This window comes from Neobacillus niacini NBRC 15566 (genome assembly GCF_001591505.1).
Taxonomy (GTDB): Bacteria; Bacillota; Bacilli; order Bacillales; family Cytobacillaceae; genus Neobacillus; species Neobacillus niacini.
In genome coordinates, this window is the sequence record NZ_BCVA01000027.1 from 61,038 (window position 1) to 80,000 (window position 18,963).

16 protein-coding genes are annotated in these 18,963 nt (G+C 36.1%); 7 read left to right on the forward strand and 9 right to left on the reverse strand.

Annotated elements, in window-relative coordinates:
* Window positions 1-148 precede the first annotated feature (148 nt).
* Window positions 149-589, forward strand: a complete 441-nt coding sequence (locus BANA01_RS18365; protein WP_034675816.1) for a YaiI/YqxD family protein — start codon at window positions 149-151, stop codon at window positions 587-589.
* Between the two features lie 68 nt (window positions 590-657).
* On the opposite strand, the gene BANA01_RS18370 is transcribed toward BANA01_RS18365, so the two are convergent.
* Window positions 658-1,836: a helix-turn-helix domain-containing protein gene (locus BANA01_RS18370; RefSeq protein WP_169803720.1), complete on the reverse strand. Its 1,179-nt coding sequence runs from the start codon at window positions 1,834-1,836 to the stop codon at window positions 658-660.
* 256 nt (window positions 1,837-2,092) lie between these two features.
* Between BANA01_RS18370 and BANA01_RS18375 the strand changes: the two genes are divergently transcribed.
* The gene (locus BANA01_RS18375) at window positions 2,093-3,700 is read left to right on the forward strand and encodes a glucose PTS transporter subunit IIA (RefSeq protein ID WP_052106392.1); all 1,608 of its coding nucleotides are present in this window, start codon (window positions 2,093-2,095) and stop codon (window positions 3,698-3,700) included.
* Window positions 3,701-3,912: 212 nt separating this feature from the next.
* Here the strand turns inward: BANA01_RS18375 and BANA01_RS18380 are convergent, their stop codons facing one another.
* Together BANA01_RS18380 and BANA01_RS18385 are read right to left on the reverse strand one after the other, a co-directional pair.
* Window positions 3,913-4,296 carry a MazG nucleotide pyrophosphohydrolase domain-containing protein gene (locus tag BANA01_RS18380; RefSeq protein WP_034675880.1) on the reverse strand — a complete coding sequence of 128 codons (384 nt, stop codon included), beginning with the start codon at window positions 4,294-4,296 and terminating at the stop codon, window positions 3,913-3,915.
* Window positions 4,297-4,344: 48 nt separating this feature from the next.
* Complete coding sequence (locus BANA01_RS18385) at window positions 4,345-5,001, reverse strand: nucleoside deaminase (protein WP_034675821.1); 657 nt, start codon at window positions 4,999-5,001, stop codon at window positions 4,345-4,347.
* 280 nt (window positions 5,002-5,281) lie between these two features.
* Between BANA01_RS18385 and BANA01_RS18390 the strand changes: the two genes are divergently transcribed.
* The 4 genes from BANA01_RS18390 (at window position 5,282) to BANA01_RS18405 (ending at window position 10,161) form a co-directional block, all read left to right on the forward strand.
* Window positions 5,282-6,814, forward strand: coding sequence for a PTS transporter subunit EIIC (locus BANA01_RS18390; RefSeq protein WP_034675825.1), 1,533 nt, complete (start codon window positions 5,282-5,284; stop codon window positions 6,812-6,814).
* 25 nt (window positions 6,815-6,839) lie between these two features.
* Window positions 6,840-7,532, forward strand: a complete 693-nt coding sequence (locus tag BANA01_RS18395; protein WP_034675829.1) for an N-acetylmannosamine-6-phosphate 2-epimerase — start codon at window positions 6,840-6,842, stop codon at window positions 7,530-7,532.
* Between the two features lie 433 nt (window positions 7,533-7,965).
* Window positions 7,966-8,805: a MurR/RpiR family transcriptional regulator gene (locus BANA01_RS18400; protein ID WP_034675832.1), complete on the forward strand. Its 840-nt coding sequence runs from the start codon at window positions 7,966-7,968 to the stop codon at window positions 8,803-8,805.
* Window positions 8,806-9,159: 354 nt separating this feature from the next.
* The gene (locus BANA01_RS18405; RefSeq protein WP_034675834.1) at window positions 9,160-10,161 is read left to right on the forward strand and encodes a DUF3231 family protein; all 1,002 of its coding nucleotides are present in this window, start codon (window positions 9,160-9,162) and stop codon (window positions 10,159-10,161) included.
* 146 nt (window positions 10,162-10,307) lie between these two features.
* Here BANA01_RS18405 and BANA01_RS18410 read toward each other — a convergent pair whose 3' ends face one another.
* The 3 genes from BANA01_RS18410 to BANA01_RS18420 all read right to left on the reverse strand — a co-directional run bounded on the left by BANA01_RS18410 (window position 10,308) and on the right by BANA01_RS18420 (window position 12,701).
* Complete coding sequence (locus BANA01_RS18410) at window positions 10,308-11,345, reverse strand: DUF3231 family protein (protein ID WP_034675837.1); 1,038 nt, start codon at window positions 11,343-11,345, stop codon at window positions 10,308-10,310.
* 172 nt (window positions 11,346-11,517) lie between these two features.
* The gene (locus tag BANA01_RS18415; RefSeq protein WP_034675839.1) at window positions 11,518-11,718 is read right to left on the reverse strand and encodes a hypothetical protein; all 201 of its coding nucleotides are present in this window, start codon (window positions 11,716-11,718) and stop codon (window positions 11,518-11,520) included.
* 77 nt (window positions 11,719-11,795) lie between these two features.
* The gene (locus BANA01_RS18420) at window positions 11,796-12,701 is read right to left on the reverse strand and encodes an amidohydrolase family protein (RefSeq protein ID WP_169803721.1); all 906 of its coding nucleotides are present in this window, start codon (window positions 12,699-12,701) and stop codon (window positions 11,796-11,798) included.
* 690 nt (window positions 12,702-13,391) lie between these two features.
* Between BANA01_RS18420 and BANA01_RS18425 the strand changes: the two genes are divergently transcribed.
* A complete protein-coding gene (locus BANA01_RS18425; protein WP_034675845.1) occupies window positions 13,392-13,790 on the forward strand; it encodes a (deoxy)nucleoside triphosphate pyrophosphohydrolase in 399 nt (132 codons plus the stop codon).
* 18 nt (window positions 13,791-13,808) lie between these two features.
* On the opposite strand, the gene BANA01_RS18430 is transcribed toward BANA01_RS18425, so the two are convergent.
* The 3 genes from BANA01_RS18430 to BANA01_RS18440 all read right to left on the reverse strand — a co-directional run bounded on the left by BANA01_RS18430 (window position 13,809) and on the right by BANA01_RS18440 (window position 18,725).
* Window positions 13,809-16,622 carry a DEAD/DEAH box helicase gene (locus BANA01_RS18430; protein ID WP_034675848.1) on the reverse strand — a complete coding sequence of 938 codons (2,814 nt, stop codon included), beginning with the start codon at window positions 16,620-16,622 and terminating at the stop codon, window positions 13,809-13,811.
* 367 nt (window positions 16,623-16,989) lie between these two features.
* Window positions 16,990-17,664 carry a uracil-DNA glycosylase gene (locus BANA01_RS18435; protein WP_034675851.1) on the reverse strand — a complete coding sequence of 225 codons (675 nt, stop codon included), beginning with the start codon at window positions 17,662-17,664 and terminating at the stop codon, window positions 16,990-16,992.
* A 173-nt stretch (window positions 17,665-17,837) separates the two neighbouring features.
* Complete coding sequence (locus BANA01_RS18440; RefSeq protein ID WP_034675853.1) at window positions 17,838-18,725, reverse strand: AraC family transcriptional regulator; 888 nt, start codon at window positions 18,723-18,725, stop codon at window positions 17,838-17,840.
* Window positions 18,726-18,963: the final 238 nt, after the last annotated feature.

Consider the following 18,963-nt stretch of genomic DNA (forward strand, 5'->3'; position numbering starts at 1 on the left):
AAAAAATTCACTCCAACCTAATCCGGATAACAAGAACTCCTTTTCTATTTTTTATCCTATCTAAAGTGGTATATTTAATAAAAGAGGTGGAGATGACTAAATCGCAATTATATCCTTCATCAAAATTGCAGTTACAGGAGAGATTACGATGAAAATTTATGTTGACGCGGACGCTTGTCCGGTAAAAGATATTATTATCACGGAAGGTACGAATGCTGATATTCCTGTCATTCTTGTTACTAGCTTTTCACATTTTTCAACTGCGGAACAACCAACAGGAGTGGAAACCATTTATGTTGATTCCGGAGCAGATGCGGCAGATTATCGGATCATGAAGTTAGCACAAAAAGGGGATATAATCGTTACACAGGATTATGGTCTTGCTTCGCTGGGTTTAGCAAAAGGGTGTACGGTGCTGCATCATACTGGTTATAGCTATACAAATGAAAATATTGATCAATTGTTACAAACACGATATTTGAGTGCAATGGCTCGAAAAAGCGGCAAGCGTACAAAAGGGCCAAAACCATTTACAGCAGAGGATCGGGAGAAATTTAGGAGACATTTTAAAACAGCTATTTCTTCTTAAAAAATAATGTTTTCCTATATCAAAGCTCCTTTCCCCCGGACAATCCCCTTCTTTATCTCCCCCACTTCCTATTCTGCAACCTCGTCTCGATATTGAGAGGGAGTCCTGCCTGTTTCCTTTTTAAAGACTCTTGCAAAGTAGGAAGGATCTTCATAGCCAATGGTCCAGGCAATTTCCTCAACAGTTAGGTTCTCCGTTTTCAACAAGTGTTTAGCTTGATTTATTCGTAACATCTGCTGAAAAGCAGATAAGGTCATCTTTGTTTCTTCTTTAAATTTTCGGGAGAGGTGACTAGGATGGATGGACAATTTTGCCGCCAATTCTTCTTTATTGATTGGTTTATTATAAAAGCTGTGGATATACTCAATCACCCGCCGGGTCATAGTTGTGTATTTACTTAAAGCATTTGAAATCACTAAATCGCAATATTCCCCAATCATACGATCTTCCAATTGATGCAGTGTTTCTACTTGATTCGCATTTTCAATTTCATAAGCAAATTTTTCTGAAATCCGATGAAGCATGATGGCGGGTACATGACTATTACGTGCTGACGTTCGGAGAAGCGTATTTAGTATAATGGCCACATTTTTGAGTCTCCGTAACGGCTGATTTGGAAAACGTTCAGAAAAAGAAAACAGCATGTTTTTAGAATTAATCAGTGCTAAAGCAGTCTTTTTATCCCCACATTCAACAGCATGCATAAAGTCCTTTTCCGTCTTATACCTCAATTTGACTATTTCTGCTTCTTCATCAATGTTATGTTGGTCCTCCTGATGGCGAGCAGAACAGATGCTTTTATCAGAAAACATAACAAATGGGGCCAGTTCCTGCTCCATCATGTTGGTAAACTGCTGAAGGACGCTTCCAAAACTGCTTGCCTGTTCAGCTGTTAGTACATAAATTTTATCTGCTATCAGCCTTAGATCTTCAGTTTGTGTACCTGATAAACGATATTCCGTTGATAAGCGGTATAGATTCGGTGTCTTATCAAAATAAGGACCGATAATAATCGTAAAGCACTCTCCATTATCGCAGAAGGAATATCCAAAATAATGTAAGTCCCATTCATTAATATAGGAATACAGCTGTCCTCGCTGCTCCATATTGTCATACAAAAATAGAACATCTCCATCCCTTGAACCAGGCATGAATGCAGGAATGGAAATTACTTCATGGTGGTAAAAAAGCTCGCGATTTTGAGCCAATACATATGTATTTAAATTGGTTAAATGTTGTATTTTCATAGCCGTTGAGACAATTTTTGATCGTTCCAGGGTGATCTCCCTCCAAATAAGTGGCTGCAAATAAAATCGATACCAGTCCAGATTATATCAAAAAAATCCTACTACTAAATTCTTTACGTTCATTATACTAATATTACATTCAGACCTTCAATTCATGATGTTGAAAATGAAAGCGTTAAAAGACTTTATGATTTTTGATATAGAAATATGGGAAACCTAACTAAGAGATAGGGATATGGGAGTGAGGAAATCAACTATGAGTAGTCAAAAACAAGTTCATCCTGATCAAATACCTTCACCTAATCAATCAAAAGAAACGAAATTAGCCAAAGTGTTAAGCGTCATCTCTGGAAGTTTCGCCCCGATTATCGGTGTTCTTGCTGGTGCTGGACTCCTAAAAGCAATGTTATCAGTTCTAGCCACCATTGGCTGGCTGTCAAAAGACAGTGGAGCCTATATTATCTTATCCGCTGCCGGAGATGCTGTTTTTCACTTTCTTCCTTTGTTTCTCGGAATATCGATAGCGCTTAAACTAGGTGCGAACGGATATGTGGGCGGGGTTATTGGTGCCTCTATACTGACTCCTGAAATTATGCACCTTGTTGAAAACGATGTGAAGACAATTGACTTTTTTGGCCTTCCGGTCTTATTAGCAGATTATTCTTCTACTGTTTTTCCAATCTTTATTGCTATGTTTGTTTATGCAGGTCTAGATCGGTTTTTAAAGAAAGTCATTTATAAAGATATCCAAATGTTTATCAATCCGATGATATCTTTAATCATTCTCGTTCCATTAACCATGTTGGTGTTCGGTCCTATTGGGACGCTGCTGGGAGAAGGATTAGGTTCCATCATTAGTTTCTTAAGCGACAAAAGCGGACTTTTAGCAGGGGCAATTTTAGGTGCTTCTTGGACTTTCCTAACCATTATGGGATTGCATTGGACCGTTATCCCATTAGCCATAGCAAATCTCGCAACGGGTCCAGACCCTATAATTGCCATGGCTGCGGCAGCTCCATTTGCTCAAATCGGAATAGGTATTGCTGTTTTTCTGAAAACACGCGATAAAGATTTGAAGGCGCTGGCAGCAAGTGGAATTGTTCCTGGCGCATTGGCTGGAACAACCGAAGCGATCAATTATGGAATCATTCTTCGTTATCGAAAAACGATGGTATATGTAATCATTGCAGCGGCAATAGGCGGGGCTATCAATGGCAGCATCGGTGTTGTGATGAATGATTTTGTCCTTCCAAGTGTACTTTCCATACCTGCGTTTACACCGATTTGGGAATATTTAATTGGGATTGGCGCTGCATTTGTCATAGGATTCCTTTTGACGTATCTGTTTGGATATGAAGGCAAAAATTCAAAAGTAGATGATGGATTTACTGAGAATATTTTTGGTGTAAAGCCAGAAACCATTAAAAGTCCATTACGCGGGAAAGTCATACCATTAAGCGCGATCCGCGATCCATTATTTGCAACCGAAACCGTAGGGAAAGGCATTGCCATTGAACCGGAAGTTGGCAATATTTATTCACCTGTTGATGGTGTGATTAGCACGCAATTTCCGACAGGACATGCTGTTGGAATACAGTCTGAAAATGGCGCAGAGGTGTTAATTTATATTGGCCTTGATACGATAAAGCTGAAAGGAAGATACTTTACACCGCATGTAAAACAAGGTGATCATGTGAAGCAAGGTGACCTGCTCATCGAATTTGACATGGATCAAATAAAAGCACATGGCTATGAAACATCCACATTGGTGGTGATTACCAATACTGATCAATATATGGATATTAATGCCACTGCTAGCGGAACAGTAGAACAAAATGATCAGTTGTTGAAATTATCGGTTTAAGCTAGATTTAAAGGATTGGCCAACATTTGGCCAATCCTTTTATTCTTTTCATTAACGGTCAGTTAAAGCATATTAATTTTAAACAAACGTTTGATTAGTTTTTGGAACCAGTGATGCCAAGGCTCCAGCCTCTCTAATCAAACGTTTGATTAGTTTACCACCCGATTTAATCAAACGTTTGATTAGTAAGTCTGTGATAATAAGTATGATTTTTATTTCAGTAGATTGACTGAATCTTTATTCTTACGTTTTTTAACTTCTGCCATTTTGGCATAAAAGTTTTCTTCCAGATCAATTCCAAAATAATTATAAAACTTCAGCATATACGCCAGACAGTCTGATAATTCCTTACCGATGTCTTCTTTAATCTGTTTCTTGGCTAACTCAAATGCCTGTTCTTCTTCCATGCCATTTTCTACATAAGAAGCCGTAAGATTAAATGCCTTCCTTAGCTCCTCCGCAACTTCTGCAACCTCAGTGGTTAGAAGCATGTAATTATTTAAAAGAGAATCTCTGCTCTTTGTATAGCTCTCCTCAGTAATATCCCATCCCATATCTTTTTGATACTGTTTCGCAAATGTTTGTATCTCTTTCATTGTTGCTCCTTCCAAACTGCTCCTCGGAATTAATATGTTTAAAGTTGTTTAAATTAATAATTCCTTAGATCTCAAATCTTTCATTAACATCTCAAATACATCTTCTATTTTTAATTTACGAGGATTCTTTAGTTTAGCTGACTCAACCCATTCTTTAGCTAATTCAATTATCATTGGATAATCCTCTGACATTAATTCATGGACTGGTATCGCTTTTTCATAATTATTACAAAGGTCAAAATAAACATTAAGAAGAATGGATAACTGCTCTAAATATTTTACTGGTCCTTCTATAACGATTGGTTTCTTACTAAGATAAGGTGTAGTACCTCTTAAATTTGTACTGCCGCCATATTTATCCTTTGCGGCATACCTAAGATTACGGATACCACTCATATAAAAAGCACAAAAACAAAGAGGACACGGCTCCAAGGTTGAATAAAGAACATACGAGTTTACCTCTTTATGTATTCGATTGTCCAACTTTAATAAAGCATTAACCTCGGCATGCGCTATTTCATTATTTGATATTACCGTATCAGATAGTTGTCCAAATGTAGCACTTTTGCCTGTTGAAACCAAATGACCCTTATCATCAATGACAATGGCACCGACAGGTCGAGACCCTTCCTTAAAAGACTCCCAAGCTGTTCGGAAACATTCTTTCCACTCATTTGTAATTTCACTCCAATGTATTGGAATCACCCCATAAAAAATAAACTTTCTTCTTTTGATTACTTAATTCTTACTAATTCGACTTTCTTTTACATAATCCTTTATTTTGCAGCAGGAATTAATGTTCATCATCAATAGAGCATTCTGCTTAGTTAGAGGTGAAAAAGTTTTCACTGTTACGGGTAGAATAATGAAAACCATTAAAAACGGTTCCAACCCCATTGTAAACCAGTGATGACGGATATATGATACCGGTGTAAGGTTTAAGTCAACAAGCTTCAGACCAACAACATGAAGGAGGTCAACAGTAATGAACAAAGCTTTTGAAAAAGCTCAGCAATTTGGTAAATCATTTATGCTTCCGATAGCGGTTTTACCGGCAGCAGGTTTGTTATTAGGAATAGGTGGAGCGCTGTCCAATCCGAATACGGTTTCAGCTTATCCATTTTTAGATATCAGCTGGTTACAGGCCATTTTTACGATCATGAGTGCAGCAGGTGTGATTGTATTTGCCAACTTGCCCATCATTTTTGCAGTCGGTGTGGCAATCGGTTTAGCCCGTTCAGATAAAGCAACAGCCGGATTAGCTGCAATGATCGGTTACTTTGTAATGAATAGTACCATCAATGCCTTTCTTTCTTTAACCGGAGAATTAGCGAAAGATAATTTAGCAGGAGCCGGGCAAGGGATGGCCGTCGGGATTCAAACATTAGAAACCGGTGTATTTGGCGGGATTGTCGTTGGGATTGTGGCAGCAGCCTTGCATAATAAATACAATAAAATCCAGCTGCCTCAAGTCTTAGGATTCTTTGGTGGATCTCGATTCATTCCAATTGTGGTTTCGTTTGCTTCGATTTTCGTAGGAGCCATTCTTTTTGTGATTTGGCCTTACTTCCAAGCTTTAATCAATCAGCTTGGGTCGATTGTCACAAGTACTGGGGAAATCGGAACTCTTTTTTATGGATTTATTTTACGTATGCTTGGACCGCTTGGCTTGCATCATATTTTCTATCTTCCTTTTTGGCAAACGGCTCTTGGCGGTACACTGGAGATTGGTGGTAAGTTAATCAGTGGTACGCAAAATATCTTCTTTGCTCAATTAGGCGACCCTTCGACCGAACAATATTACGAAGGGGTATCAAGATTCATGTCCGGTCGTTTTATTACAATGATGTTTGGTTTACCAGGTGCCGCATTAGCTATCTATCATTGCTCTAAAAAGAAAAATAGAAAAGTTGTTGCAGGAATTCTGTTATCAGCGGCATTAACTTCTTTCTTAACAGGAATAACAGAACCACTTGAATTTAGTTTCTTGTTCGTTGCACCGCTTCTTTATCTAGTTCATGCCATTTTCGATGGTTTTGCTTTTATGATGGCAGACATATTCAATATTACGGTTGGACAAACCTTCTCAGGTGGATTTATTGATTTTATTTTATTTGGAGTTTTACAAGGCGCTGATAAAACAAACTGGCCATACGTTTTATTGGTTGGTATACCTTGGTTCTTCTTATACTACTTTACATTCAAATTCTTAATCAGAAAAAAGAATTTCAAAGTCATTGGCCGCGAAGACGAGGATCAGGTTACCGAACAAGTTTCAGCTACAGAACGTGCCAAAACAATTGTTGAGGGATTAGGCGGAGCGAACAATATTGATATTGTCGATTGTTGTGCTACACGACTGCGTGTCACTATAAAAGATGAATCCTTAGTGAAGGAAGATGTCATTAAACAGACCGGATCAAAAGGAATTGTGCAAAAAGGAACAGGTGTACAAATTATTTATGGACCTCAAGTCACCATCGTGAAAAACGAAGTAGAAGAGTATTTAGGTCAATAATAATTAATAAGGACGTGTTTTTGAAATGCAACAAGTTTTGGAACAGATCAAAAAAGGATTAATCGTTTCTTGTCAGGCTTTAGAAGAGGAACCATTGCACAGTTCGTTCATTATGGGACGTATGGCAGTAGCTGCAAAGGAAGGTGGCGCAGTTGGCATTCGGGCAAACTCCGTCCCTGACATTGTGGAAATAAAAAAACAAGTAGACCTTCCTCTGATTGGAATCATAAAACAAGTATACAATAACCATCCTGTCTTTATAACGCCAACGATGAAAGAGATTGACGCCTTAGCAACGACTGGTGCCGAAATCATTGCGACAGATGCCACGAATCGAATCCGGCCAGATGGCAGTGATTTAGAATCCTTTTATCGAGAAATACGATCAAAGTACCCTCATATTTTGCTGATGGCTGACGTCTCTTCGGTTGAAGAAGCCATTTTTGCTGATGAGTTAGGGTTTGATATAGTAGCACCGACATTATACGGATATACAGAAGAGACAAACGGTTTGAAAATTGATGACAATGACTATGCCGTTATTAAACAGATCGTAAATGAAGTAAAAAACGCAAAGGTTATAGCAGAAGGTAATGTTTCAACACCGGAAATTGCCCGCTTCGTCCTAGACATTAATGTTCATGCGGTCGTTGTCGGCAGTGCAATTACAAGACCACAGATCATTACGAAAAAATTTGTGGATGCTCTGCAAAATTAAGTTGTAATAAAGAATAATCCAGGCGGTTGCCTGGGTTATTTTTTATCTTTTGGCTCTGTTATTATTCAATGTTGATTTTCGTGTAGCTATAAATTTGAGAATTAATAGGCGGAGAATTTCCTGCTAATGTTTAAGAATAAGTGTTAAAAGCAGATATTAGCGGAGTTATTCCGATTAACCGCTCTAACTAAGGCTAAATCCTTAGGTTTGGCTTATTTAGTCGGAAAAACTACCTTTATTTATAAGGAAAAGTCAATGTTTCTCAATTTAGGCGGGAATTCTCCGTTTATGATTCAAACATAGCGAAACTCAACATGCAGTTATAGATTACAGTAGACTAGTTAAGAACTTTTCATAGTTTCTAATCATTTAACTAAGAATAAAATTATCCTCGTGTATTATGAACGGATGATTATCAAAAAGGAGAAAGCATATGGAATATCTCGGTGAGAATCTTCTTCATGGTATAGCCTGCTCTATGGAAAAATTCACAAGCTCTGAGGCAGAGCTTGCAGAATATATTGTCAAAAATCCTGATGAAATTAGTCAATTATCGATAAGTCAAATTGCGAAAAAGATTCATATTTCACCGGCTACAATCACCCGTTTTTGTCAAAAGATCTCTTTTTCAGGATTTAATGAATTTAAACATGAATTAAAGCGATATATCGATTTAAGAAATAAACCTGCGGCGGCCAGTGATATCAAAGAGATTGATTATTTTTCTAAACTCTATCAAAACCATTTGGAAATCATTGAAACGACCTTTCGAAAGATGACTTATTTTGATATCCAGCAAGCGGTTTCTCTTTTAAATAGTGCTCAGAAAGTTCATGTTTACGGTATTGGTAACTCAGGGATTGCAGCCCAAGAGTTTAAATGGAAGTTCTTTCGAATTGGAATCCAAGTTGAGTCTATAACTGATCCACATCAAGCGGCAATGGACGCTGCATTAAGTACAGACAACAGTTTAGTAATTGGAATTTCCGTTTCGGGGAGAACAAAAGAAGTTATTGATGCGGTTAAAATCGCTAAGAAACAAGGCGCATCGATTCTTGCGATTACAAGCGATAAACGATCTGAACTTTCCAAGTTAGCAGATTTTACCCTTCTTGTCATGAGTAAAAATAATATGCATATGGGGCAGAACATCTCTCCAACCCTCCCGCTGTTTTTGCTTTTTGACTTAATTTACACAGATCTTGTTGCAAAAGACTATATGAACCGGATTCAGACCCGGGATAAGACATTGAGGGCTTTGGAGGATATTTAAATAATCATGCTACGTTCCGCTGGGATAGGTTATAAAGCACAATTCTTGATTTGGAAATGTGCTTTTTCTTTGCTCTTGCTGCTTTTTCCTGTAGCGGATCCTATCAGACCCTATGTTCATTCGAATGAAGTTTACTTCTTATTCGAATTAAATCCGTTCTAGGTGACAAACCAAACATGCGGGAATATTCTCTACTGAATTCAGATTGACTCTCATATCGATTATAAATAAACCAAACCCCATTTCTTATACAACGGAAGGATGGGGTTTCTTACTCTCTTTTGTGTATCATTAGATATTTTTTATATTAAAGGGAAATCTAATCCTTAGTGATGTACCAAAGGAGGGAATTTAGTGGATCATAACGTTGAACTTACATCAGCAGAAATAGCAAATCTATGGACTCAATATATGAATGATTCGTTATCCATTTGCATTCTTACTCATTCAATCGAAAAGGCAAAAGACCAGGATATTAAAGAAGTACAGGAATTTGCCCTTAGTCTTGCAGAATACCATATCAAAAAAATCACGGAATTTTTCAATCAACAGAAGTTTCCTATTCCAAAGGGATTTTCAATAGAAGAAGATGTGAATCTTAATGCCCCTCCCTTATTTACGGATGCGTTTATGATAGACTACTTGCATATTATGACCTTACTTGGATTAACAGGGTACGCTGGTGCGATAGCAACCTCATGTAGAGAAGACCAAATAGATTATTTTATCAAATGCAACATCGAAACAATGGAATTACATAAAAGAATCATTAATGTAATGCTAAACAAAGGTCTATATAGTAGGCCATCTCGAATTAATACACCAAGTCAAGTTGAATTTGTTGATAATCAACGTTATTTAACAGGTTGGTTTGGAAAGAAAAGACCTTTAAACGCTGTAGAAATTAGCGGTATGAGTTTTAACATGAAAAAGGATGTTGCTAAAACTGTATTAGAATTGGGTTTTGGACAAGTATGTCAAACAAAAGAAATTCAAAAGTATTTCGAAAGAGGAAAAAATATATGCAAAAACCATTTTAATACTTTTAGCAATATGTTAACCAAGGAAGAATTGTCTTCCCCAAAATCATGGTCCTCTGAGGTAACGAATTCCACCGTTTCTCCATATTCAGAAAAATTAATGTTATTTCATATTGTCACCTTAGTTTCATCTGCGATTGGCTATTATGGTGCTGGTTTATCAGTGACTCAAAGAAGAGACTTAGCTTTAGAGTACACAAAGTTTATGACCGAAGTTGCGTTGTATGCAGAAGATGGGGCACAACTATTAATAAAGTACGGCTGGCTGGAACAACCACCATTAGCGTCTGACCGAGAGAAATTAGCAAAGGGATAGGACGGTGGCGAATACCGCAGCAAACGAGTAGAAATCAATTTGGGGCCCTGAAGAATCTTCAGGGCCCTTAAAATTACTTACAGGTGGGGGATGGATTTTTTCCTGTTACTACTATGCATGCATGTTTTGGACATTTAAATAAATAGTTATTTTGAAGCCAAATTCTTTCTCTCTGCTGCGTATGGAGGTTTTTCCATCCAGCCATTTTCAATCAGGAGTTTAGCTGCCTGTTCACAAAATAAAGAGATTTTTGCAAACGACCTAGAATAAACTAGCCCAACATCATGTCTTCCATTTACAGCAACTGAATTTCCATATGCCCTTAACTTCATGGAAAACATATCTGCCTTATGAAATAACATGATTTTATCAGAAAAAGGAGAAACCGTTGAGTTTGTTACTAAATGGTCTAAAAGAGGTGGAGAAGGTAAATTTTCATCGTGTAGTTTTTGCATGTAACGTTCTACATTGGTTTTTGTTAGATCTCTCCCTTTTTCAAACAATTTCCGAACCTGTTCGTTTTTTGCGACTTGGGCAAAAGCCATAATCAATGCTTTACTGGTTACATTGTTCTCAATATTATCGTAAAAATGGGTAATTTCCAAGGCATGTAACGGTCGTACATGCCCGAAGAAACCATTTAAAAAATCTTTATGGATAAATTCAACTTGATCTGGAACCGGAATAAGAGGTGGTTTTATGATAAGCCCCTTATGCATTAAAATTGCTTTGATTTGGTCCATTAAATCCATAGTGGACTCCAAACAATATCTAAAAAAATCTCTTACATCTTTTCTGTAAACAAGTGGGTACCCTACGTTATAAATACTCATTCCAGCTTTTGCAACATATTTTAAGTAATGGACATAGAACTGATCTTCGAATAAACGAGGTACTCCTGGGTTTACATCTTCCTCTTCACTAAATCCTTTAGGAATAGGGAAATTTTCTTTATTAAAGATTTCTTCCGTTGTCTTCATAAAATCTATGCTTAAATGATATGCATTTTCTACTAAAGTTTTAATATCCTCATCCTCGACGTGTTGTAGATAATAAGATAAAATGCATTTTGCCATACTGTTTCCCATATAGGTTGCCCAAAGTTTTGCTATTTCTGCCGACGTTAATTTTTCCGTAGTTTCTGTATTTTGTGAACTTAGATTAATCGGTTTAAGTACTATCATATTAACCCCTTGTATTGGTTTTTTCGATAGTATTTAACTTAATGGGAAATGCTATACAGACCCCCACCATTTAATTGTTCCAGTACCAAATATAGACAGAATTCTGAAGGGGCCATTTTTAATCAAAATTTTCACTTGCAGTATAGAAGCACTTCTTAAAATAGAGTGGAGTTTACTCTTTTTCGGAAATAAACCATCCCTCAGGTTTTTTCTCTATATGAAAAACGTCTTCATCGAATTTTTTTCTTAGTTCTTTATATTCCTCATTTTCAATTTTAACCTGTGCTACTCTAATTTGTTTCAATGTTATTTCTGGTTTCTTCATTTCAAAAACCAGATCGTTTAGAATAAAAAAAGTCTTACGACGTTTCATACTCTCCACTTCCTTCCTTTTACATCTCTTCTAATGGATGGCTTTTCATTTTGAGAAGTTGAGATTGAGTTTTGAGTTTAATCAATCAATCCTATAAAGCTTTTTCCAAAGATATATTCCTTTTGATTATCAGAAATTTGAAGTGATTCAATCCAAGCTTTTTTTGAAGAATAATCAAAATCATCATTAAATTTTTTCATTCCATATGGGCCGTCGCAGCCAAACAAAACTTTTCGATATCCTAAAGATTCCACTGCCTTCATTACAATTGATGCATTCAGATAATCGCTTGATGTATCGACAAATACATTGGGTTTATCCTTAATATAATCCCATAGTTTTTTCCAAAAAGGGAGTCCAGCATGAGCATAAATTAATTTAAGATTAGGGTACTTTTCAGGTAAATATTTATATGAGTCTCGTTCTGATGATAAATGAATAATCATAGGTATGCCCTTTGATTCACACATAGCGGCAACGGTATCAAGTGCATTAATACTATATTCATGCATGAACGGATGAGCTTTCACCCCAATAAAACCCGGTTTAGTAAGATATGACTCTACTTCTTCCAATGATTGAGAAATCATCGGGTTTATTGCTGCCCATCCTAGAAACCGGTCTGGAAATCTATTAATGGCAGCGGCAACAACATCATTCCTCGGCATGGTAAAAATCTTATATGAGTGGCCATAAAGTTTGAAAAAGCCATCCTTCACTAGCCCATCGTAAATTTCGAGTCCAATTTGAGGTGCATGAAGTATTAGAAAACGGAAAAACCTTTGTAAATTTTGTTGATAAGTGCTTTCCACTTCAAACATTGTTTCGTTCATGGGAGCAATGAGCGCTGTTTTCGATACATCATTCTCATCCATACCCTCTATCATTTTTTCTAGAGTCAACATTGTTTCATCCACATGAAAATGGCAATCAACAATCATACGTCCATCCCCTTGAAAATACAATTCTTTTTCTGTTATCAAACGACTTAGCTGTATCTAGCATTGCTTATTACCTTGTTACATACATATTCTGTTCAGGTCTGGAATATCCTTCATTTGAGCACAGGACTAAACTCTCTTTATTACCAATTTTTATAGGAAGTAAAAAGTGACGTAAAACAATAAAGAACCCTAAAAAAGTTAGAGTTCTTAATGGGGCGATTTTGTTTAGGATAAGTTTGTACATCCTCTAGGATCCCTTTCTAGTAAAAATCACACTTAGGCTAATTACAATTGAATTGTATTATCAACTGATTGGATAGTGCTAATTTCCTTTGATAATGCGTCCCTCATTTTTTCTCCACATTTCTCACTACAAATAGGAAAAATACCATCGATTCCTTGTTTATCTGCTTCAGAGCCTTTACCAGGGACTAACATTGGTACACTTGTGTTCCTTGACTCAAGATGTATATGTACAATTCTTCCTGATGAATCCGTAATCTTCTATCCTTCAACAAACTTTACGTTTTGCCCATAAATTGGTTTTCCGCTCTTAAACTTTTTCATACACCATGAACATTTCAGCATATTATCACCCTTATTTATCTTTGTAATAATAGGAATTTTATCATTGAAAACTAAATTGTTTAAACACTTTATGCTTTTACAAACAGGGCTGTTTGAAAAATGATATTATTATGATTATAACTATAATATAAGGAGACTATCATGAAAAAACTTGTAAAAGTAGTAGCTGCTGTTATTGAAAATGAAAATAACGAAATATTATGCGCGTTAAGATCTCCAGAAATGTCGATCCCCAATATGTGGGAGTTTCCTGGTGGGAAAGTGGAAGCAAATGAGGATATTTATTCGGCACTAGTGAGAGAAATAGATGAAGAATTAGAATGTAAGATTGAAACAACAAAAGAAATCTTTAACGACAACACCCATGAATATGAAACATTTATAATAAATTTGATTTCGATTAAATGTAAAGTTGTTGAAGGTACGCCAACTCCGAGTGAACATTCCAAGTTAATCTGGTTAAAAAGAGAGAATCTAGATTCACTCAAGTGGGCACCAGCTGATATTCCCGCTGTTGAGCAGTTAATTCAAGAAAAGTAGTCTTCTCAGATGAGAAGACTACACTTTTTCTGTAAACTCTGTATATAGGTTTGCCGGTACCTCATTTTCTAATTCCATTCTTACCGTAATTGGTTTGTCACCTTCGAAATAAATAGAATTCCCTTTTCCAATATAGATATAGGGTTCCGTCTTCCCATCAATCTCTCTATACTTACGAATAAACAAGTGAAGATTGATACCACGTTGTTTATTGAAGATAATATTTTTCCCTCTTTCGGACTGCTGTGTGGTATTATTCACTGATTGCCATTGAAACTCATGAGGACTAATAAATTTATCTTTGTAATTAATACTTTCTTTTACATCCTCTTCTTTGTGTAAATCAATAAACAGAAAATACTCATTCCCATTTGCTAGCAATCCTGACCCTCTAAAGGAACTGTGAATTTTACGATAGTTAGACAATAAAGCTGCATCCACCATTTGATATTGCTCATAAAGTTTAAATTGTGGAACCCCGTAATATTCAGCTTTAAATTCCTTTTCATATCGGAAGGTTCCATAGGTAATAATATCTTCGATAAACTTCCTGTAATCTTCATTTTCCAATAGCTTTTTAAAAAGTGTAGATTTAGTAAGTTTGCCATCGCTATAATGAACTAATTTCGGCTTATTCTTTATTTGGACACTATCATAGTAGTTTTGATTCAAGCACTCAAAGGCATGTAGAACGCTATCATCATCAACTTCAGTTATCATCTTTTTGATTTGTCTCTTTGCAATTTCAAGATCTATTTCATCATGCTCTAATAAATATCGAATGATAACAAACTCATAAATTCGCTTAACTGGAAGCTTGCTTGACAATTCTTTTAAAGTCCCCTCAAATGCCTCATTTTGTAAAAGTTCCTTTAAATAATCATCCTTCTCCACTTTGGCCACAAATTGTATATATGTTTTTTCCCGATCAATGAATTTAACAGGATCCGGTGCTCCATCATATTTCAGATAATCCAATAGCATCAATGGTATACGACCCTGATTAAGTTTCTTAAATTCAAAGTACTCTTCCTTGAGGTACTTCATTGAATTGAAGTTTTCTCTATCAATCTGAGTCAATATTCTCTCCTGAGTTATTTTATCCATTTGAATATGGGTACACCCAGGTATATTAGCGAATCCTGTTGCAACTGCTACCTTCAAGCTTTCTTTATCATAATAACGGCTTCCGTTTAATGCCAATGCAATTAGGAAAGTTTTGTTATGGTTCCCAATGAAATCGAGTACTGTTAAGAAAGTCTTTTCTCCATGTTTCCGTAGCCCTCTTCCCAGCTGCTGAATAAAAACAATGGGAGAATTAGTTGGCCTTAACATTAGTACAGTATTTACAGATGGAATATCCACACCTTCATTAAAGATATCCACTGTAAAAATGAATTCTAATTCGTCATGGTCACTTTCTAATTGATAAATAAATCGTTCTCTTGTTTCGGGTGAGTCTCCACCATGTAAACAAACACTCTGATAACCTCTTTTATTGAATTCACTAGCCATGTACTGTGCATGCTCAATACTGGCGCAAAAACCTAGTCCCTTTCTTTTTTCACCGTCATGACCATAGAAGTCCATTTTCTCAATAATAAAATCGACTCTTTCATTAACTTTTAACCTTTTTGTGATTTCAGCGATATCGTCGATGTTCACATCACTCAAATCTATACCTTCAATATCCGTTATTCCAAAGTAGTGAAAAGGAATAACTAGCTCGTCCTCAAGCGCCTCATGCAAGCGGACCTCTATTGCTACATTATTATCAAAAAGGTCAAAAACATTATATCCATCACTGCGCTCTGGTGTTGCAGTCATTCCTAATGTAAATTCAGGTTTAAAATAATCTAATACTGTTTGATAGGTTGGGCTAGTCGCATGATGGGCTTCATCAATGATTAGATATTCAAATTCATCCCTTTTAAATTCATGGTAACATTTAGACATGGTTTGAATGGTAGCAAATACATAATCAACATCTTTCTGTTTATAGTTACCAGTGAGCAGACCAAAGGATAGCCCTTCATTTGGTAATAGAAGTTCAAAGGTTTCCTTGGCTTTTTTCAAGATTTCTTCTCTATGGACAATAAAAAGTAGTTTCTTTGGCTTAAAGCTCTTGACATCAAATGCTGACATATAGGTTTTACCTGTACCTGTCGCTGCAATTACAAGCGCCTTTTTCTCTCCAAAGCTTCTCAGTCTCTCTAAATTTTCCGTAGCTCGTCTTTGCATTCGATTTGGGACAATGTAGTTTTTATTTTCATATATCAAGTTCCTTGATTGTTTTGTATCCTTAAAGCTCTTAAGAAACTCTTCATATCTACTAATAAAATCTTCGTCCGCAACTTCACTCATATTCCAAAGATATTCATATTCCTTTAAAACATCCTGAATAAACCGGCCATTATCTTTAGTAATAATTTCAACATTCCATTCGATATTACTCTTCAAAGCACTCTGAGTGATATTAGAAGAACCAATAATGACTTTATAACTATCTTTGTATTCGAATATGTATGCCTTCGTGTGAAAACCAATCTCTTTATCTGTAACAAAAACCTTTAAATCCACATTATTGAATTCTCTAATCTTTTCCAATGCCTTTGCATCCGTAAAATTTAGATAAGTTGAAGTAATGATTTTCCCTTTAACACCCTTTTCTTCGGCTTCCTTTAAAGGGTCAAGTAAAAGTTGAAGACCACTAAAGTTAATAAAAGCTACACTAAAATAAAACCGCTCACACTCATTCATGGATCTCACTAATTCTCTTAATAAATTCCCTTTATCGGAATTCACTATTAACTTCTTTTCGACCGTATCCATTGAAATTCCCCTGACTATATTGTTAATACCATAATGTTATTATTTGGATATAAAAAAATTGTACAATATATGGGAATAAATAAAAAGATCTTCTATTCAATGAAGAATAAAAGATCCTATCGTCTTGAGCCTATGAAATGATGTCATATTGATATGAGGTTTTTATTATCCCATTAGAAGCCTACACCTACTAATAGGTTCTACCTCACTTATTTACAATAGGGTGACCGTATCATAATCTCCAATGAATTAGATTTTTATTAAACCAAAGAACATACCTATGGGTTGAACTTGGCTTGCAAACAGTGTGTCGACTTTAACTTAAAAAGGTGATATCTATGATGTTTCGTAGTACCATTACCTTTACCTAAAGATCATTAATTTGCCAATCAATCTCCATACTCCCAATCTCCCTCAAAGACCCATTAGCTTTTGAAAACGGCCGGCTGCCGAAGAAACCATTATGTGCAGAAAGCGGACTCGGGTGAGGAGATTTAATAATGAAGTGCTGCGGTGAGGTAATCAATTGTTGTTTCTGCTGTGCGAAATTACCCCACAGGATGAATACGACAGGTTCTTCTCTTTGATTCAATATCTCTATAACTCTATTTGTGAACATCTCCCAACCAAGACCTTTATGTGAGTTTGCATTTCCGGCCTGTACAGTCAGCACTGCATTTAGCATTAATACTCCCTGTTTTGCCCACTCCACTAGATACCCATGATTCGGAATCGAGCAACCCACATCTTCTTGCAGTTCCTTATAAATATTGCGTAGAGATGGCGGGATTTTTATTCCCGGTTTTACGGAAAAACTTAAACCATGGGCTTGTCCAAGTCCATGATAGGGATCCTGACCGATAATCACTACTTTCGTATCTTTATAGGAAGTGTAGTGGAGCGCATTAAAAATATCATGTTGATCTGGATAAATGACCTTTGTTTGATATTCTGTCTGTAGTTTTTTCCTTAATTGTTGATAATACGGTTTCTCAAATTCCTCCTCCAATAAAGGCGCCCAATCATTTTTTAAAATTGCCATTCTTATTCACTCACTTTTCTAGATTGTTAAATTAGTTTAATTATAAGTATAAAAAGGTTAGTTAGAAACACTATGCCGCATAAAAAATGCGAACAGTGGCAGGCACTGTTCGCTTACTTTCTGCAATATCACTATTTATGGTACGGTTCTCTGTGAAGTAGCTAAATGAGGTTTTATTCCTTAGACTTATGATTAAGGTTACTTCTTTCCTTTATTGGCATCCATATTTCGCTATATACATTTTCATAAGTACCATCATGCTTTGTAAAAGAAATGCCAGGAAGATCAGCTATTTCATAACCTGAAGATGGCAGCCATTCCGAATAAATTTTTGCCGTCGTTTCTTGAAGGGTAGCAGGGAATGGGCCTTGATTAGGGAAGATTGCCCATAAACTATCTTTGATCGAAAGTTGTTCTAAATCATCGAATGGATTTTCTTTTGTCGTTGCAAAACCAATCATATGCGTTAAGTAACCTTTTTCCTCCAAATATCCATCATCAAAATTATATGATACATTCAAGACTTGATGAGGATATAAATCAGCTAATTGATGCATTTCATTTCTTTGTTGTTCAGTAATGGACTGGGCTAGTTCTAAAATTGCATGATTGACACCTTCGAATTGTATCGGCACCCTTTTTGCTACACCTATGATATTAAATCTCTCTTTCTTTTCAATTTTGAATTCCATGGAAGTTCCTCCCCTAATATCTATAAAGAATGAAAATTTGGGAAATGATTTTTGGATTTTATTTTTCGTTACTTCTGAAGGTAAGAAGCCGCACCATTCACGAAAGGCTCTTGAAAATCCTTCGATTGATTGATAGCCATATTTATAGGCAACATCCGTCACTTTTGCACCGTTTATTAATTCAACATTCGCTTTGGATAATCTTCTGTTTTTGATATACTCATTCAATGTCATTCCAGCCATATACGAAAACATTCTTTTAAAATGATAATCGGATAGCCCAACTATTTTTGATATTTCTTTTCCAGAGATTTCCTCCGTTAAATGTCTTTCGATGTAATCCATTAAATGGTTAAACTCTTGTAACATCTCATTTCCCTCCTTTACAGTTAAATCATATTATTATTATTGATTTTTCACTTGATATTTTTTATACGGACTTTATCGGATTAGATACAAAAAAAGCTTAGAAATATTCTAAGCTACTTTCGCTTCATTTAAGATATTGACACGACTTTGCTTTTAGAGCTCTACTTAGTCCGAAGGTTGACACGACTTCGGACACGACCTTGCCTTTTTGGCTCTTCCTTGTCTGAAGGTGGCACGA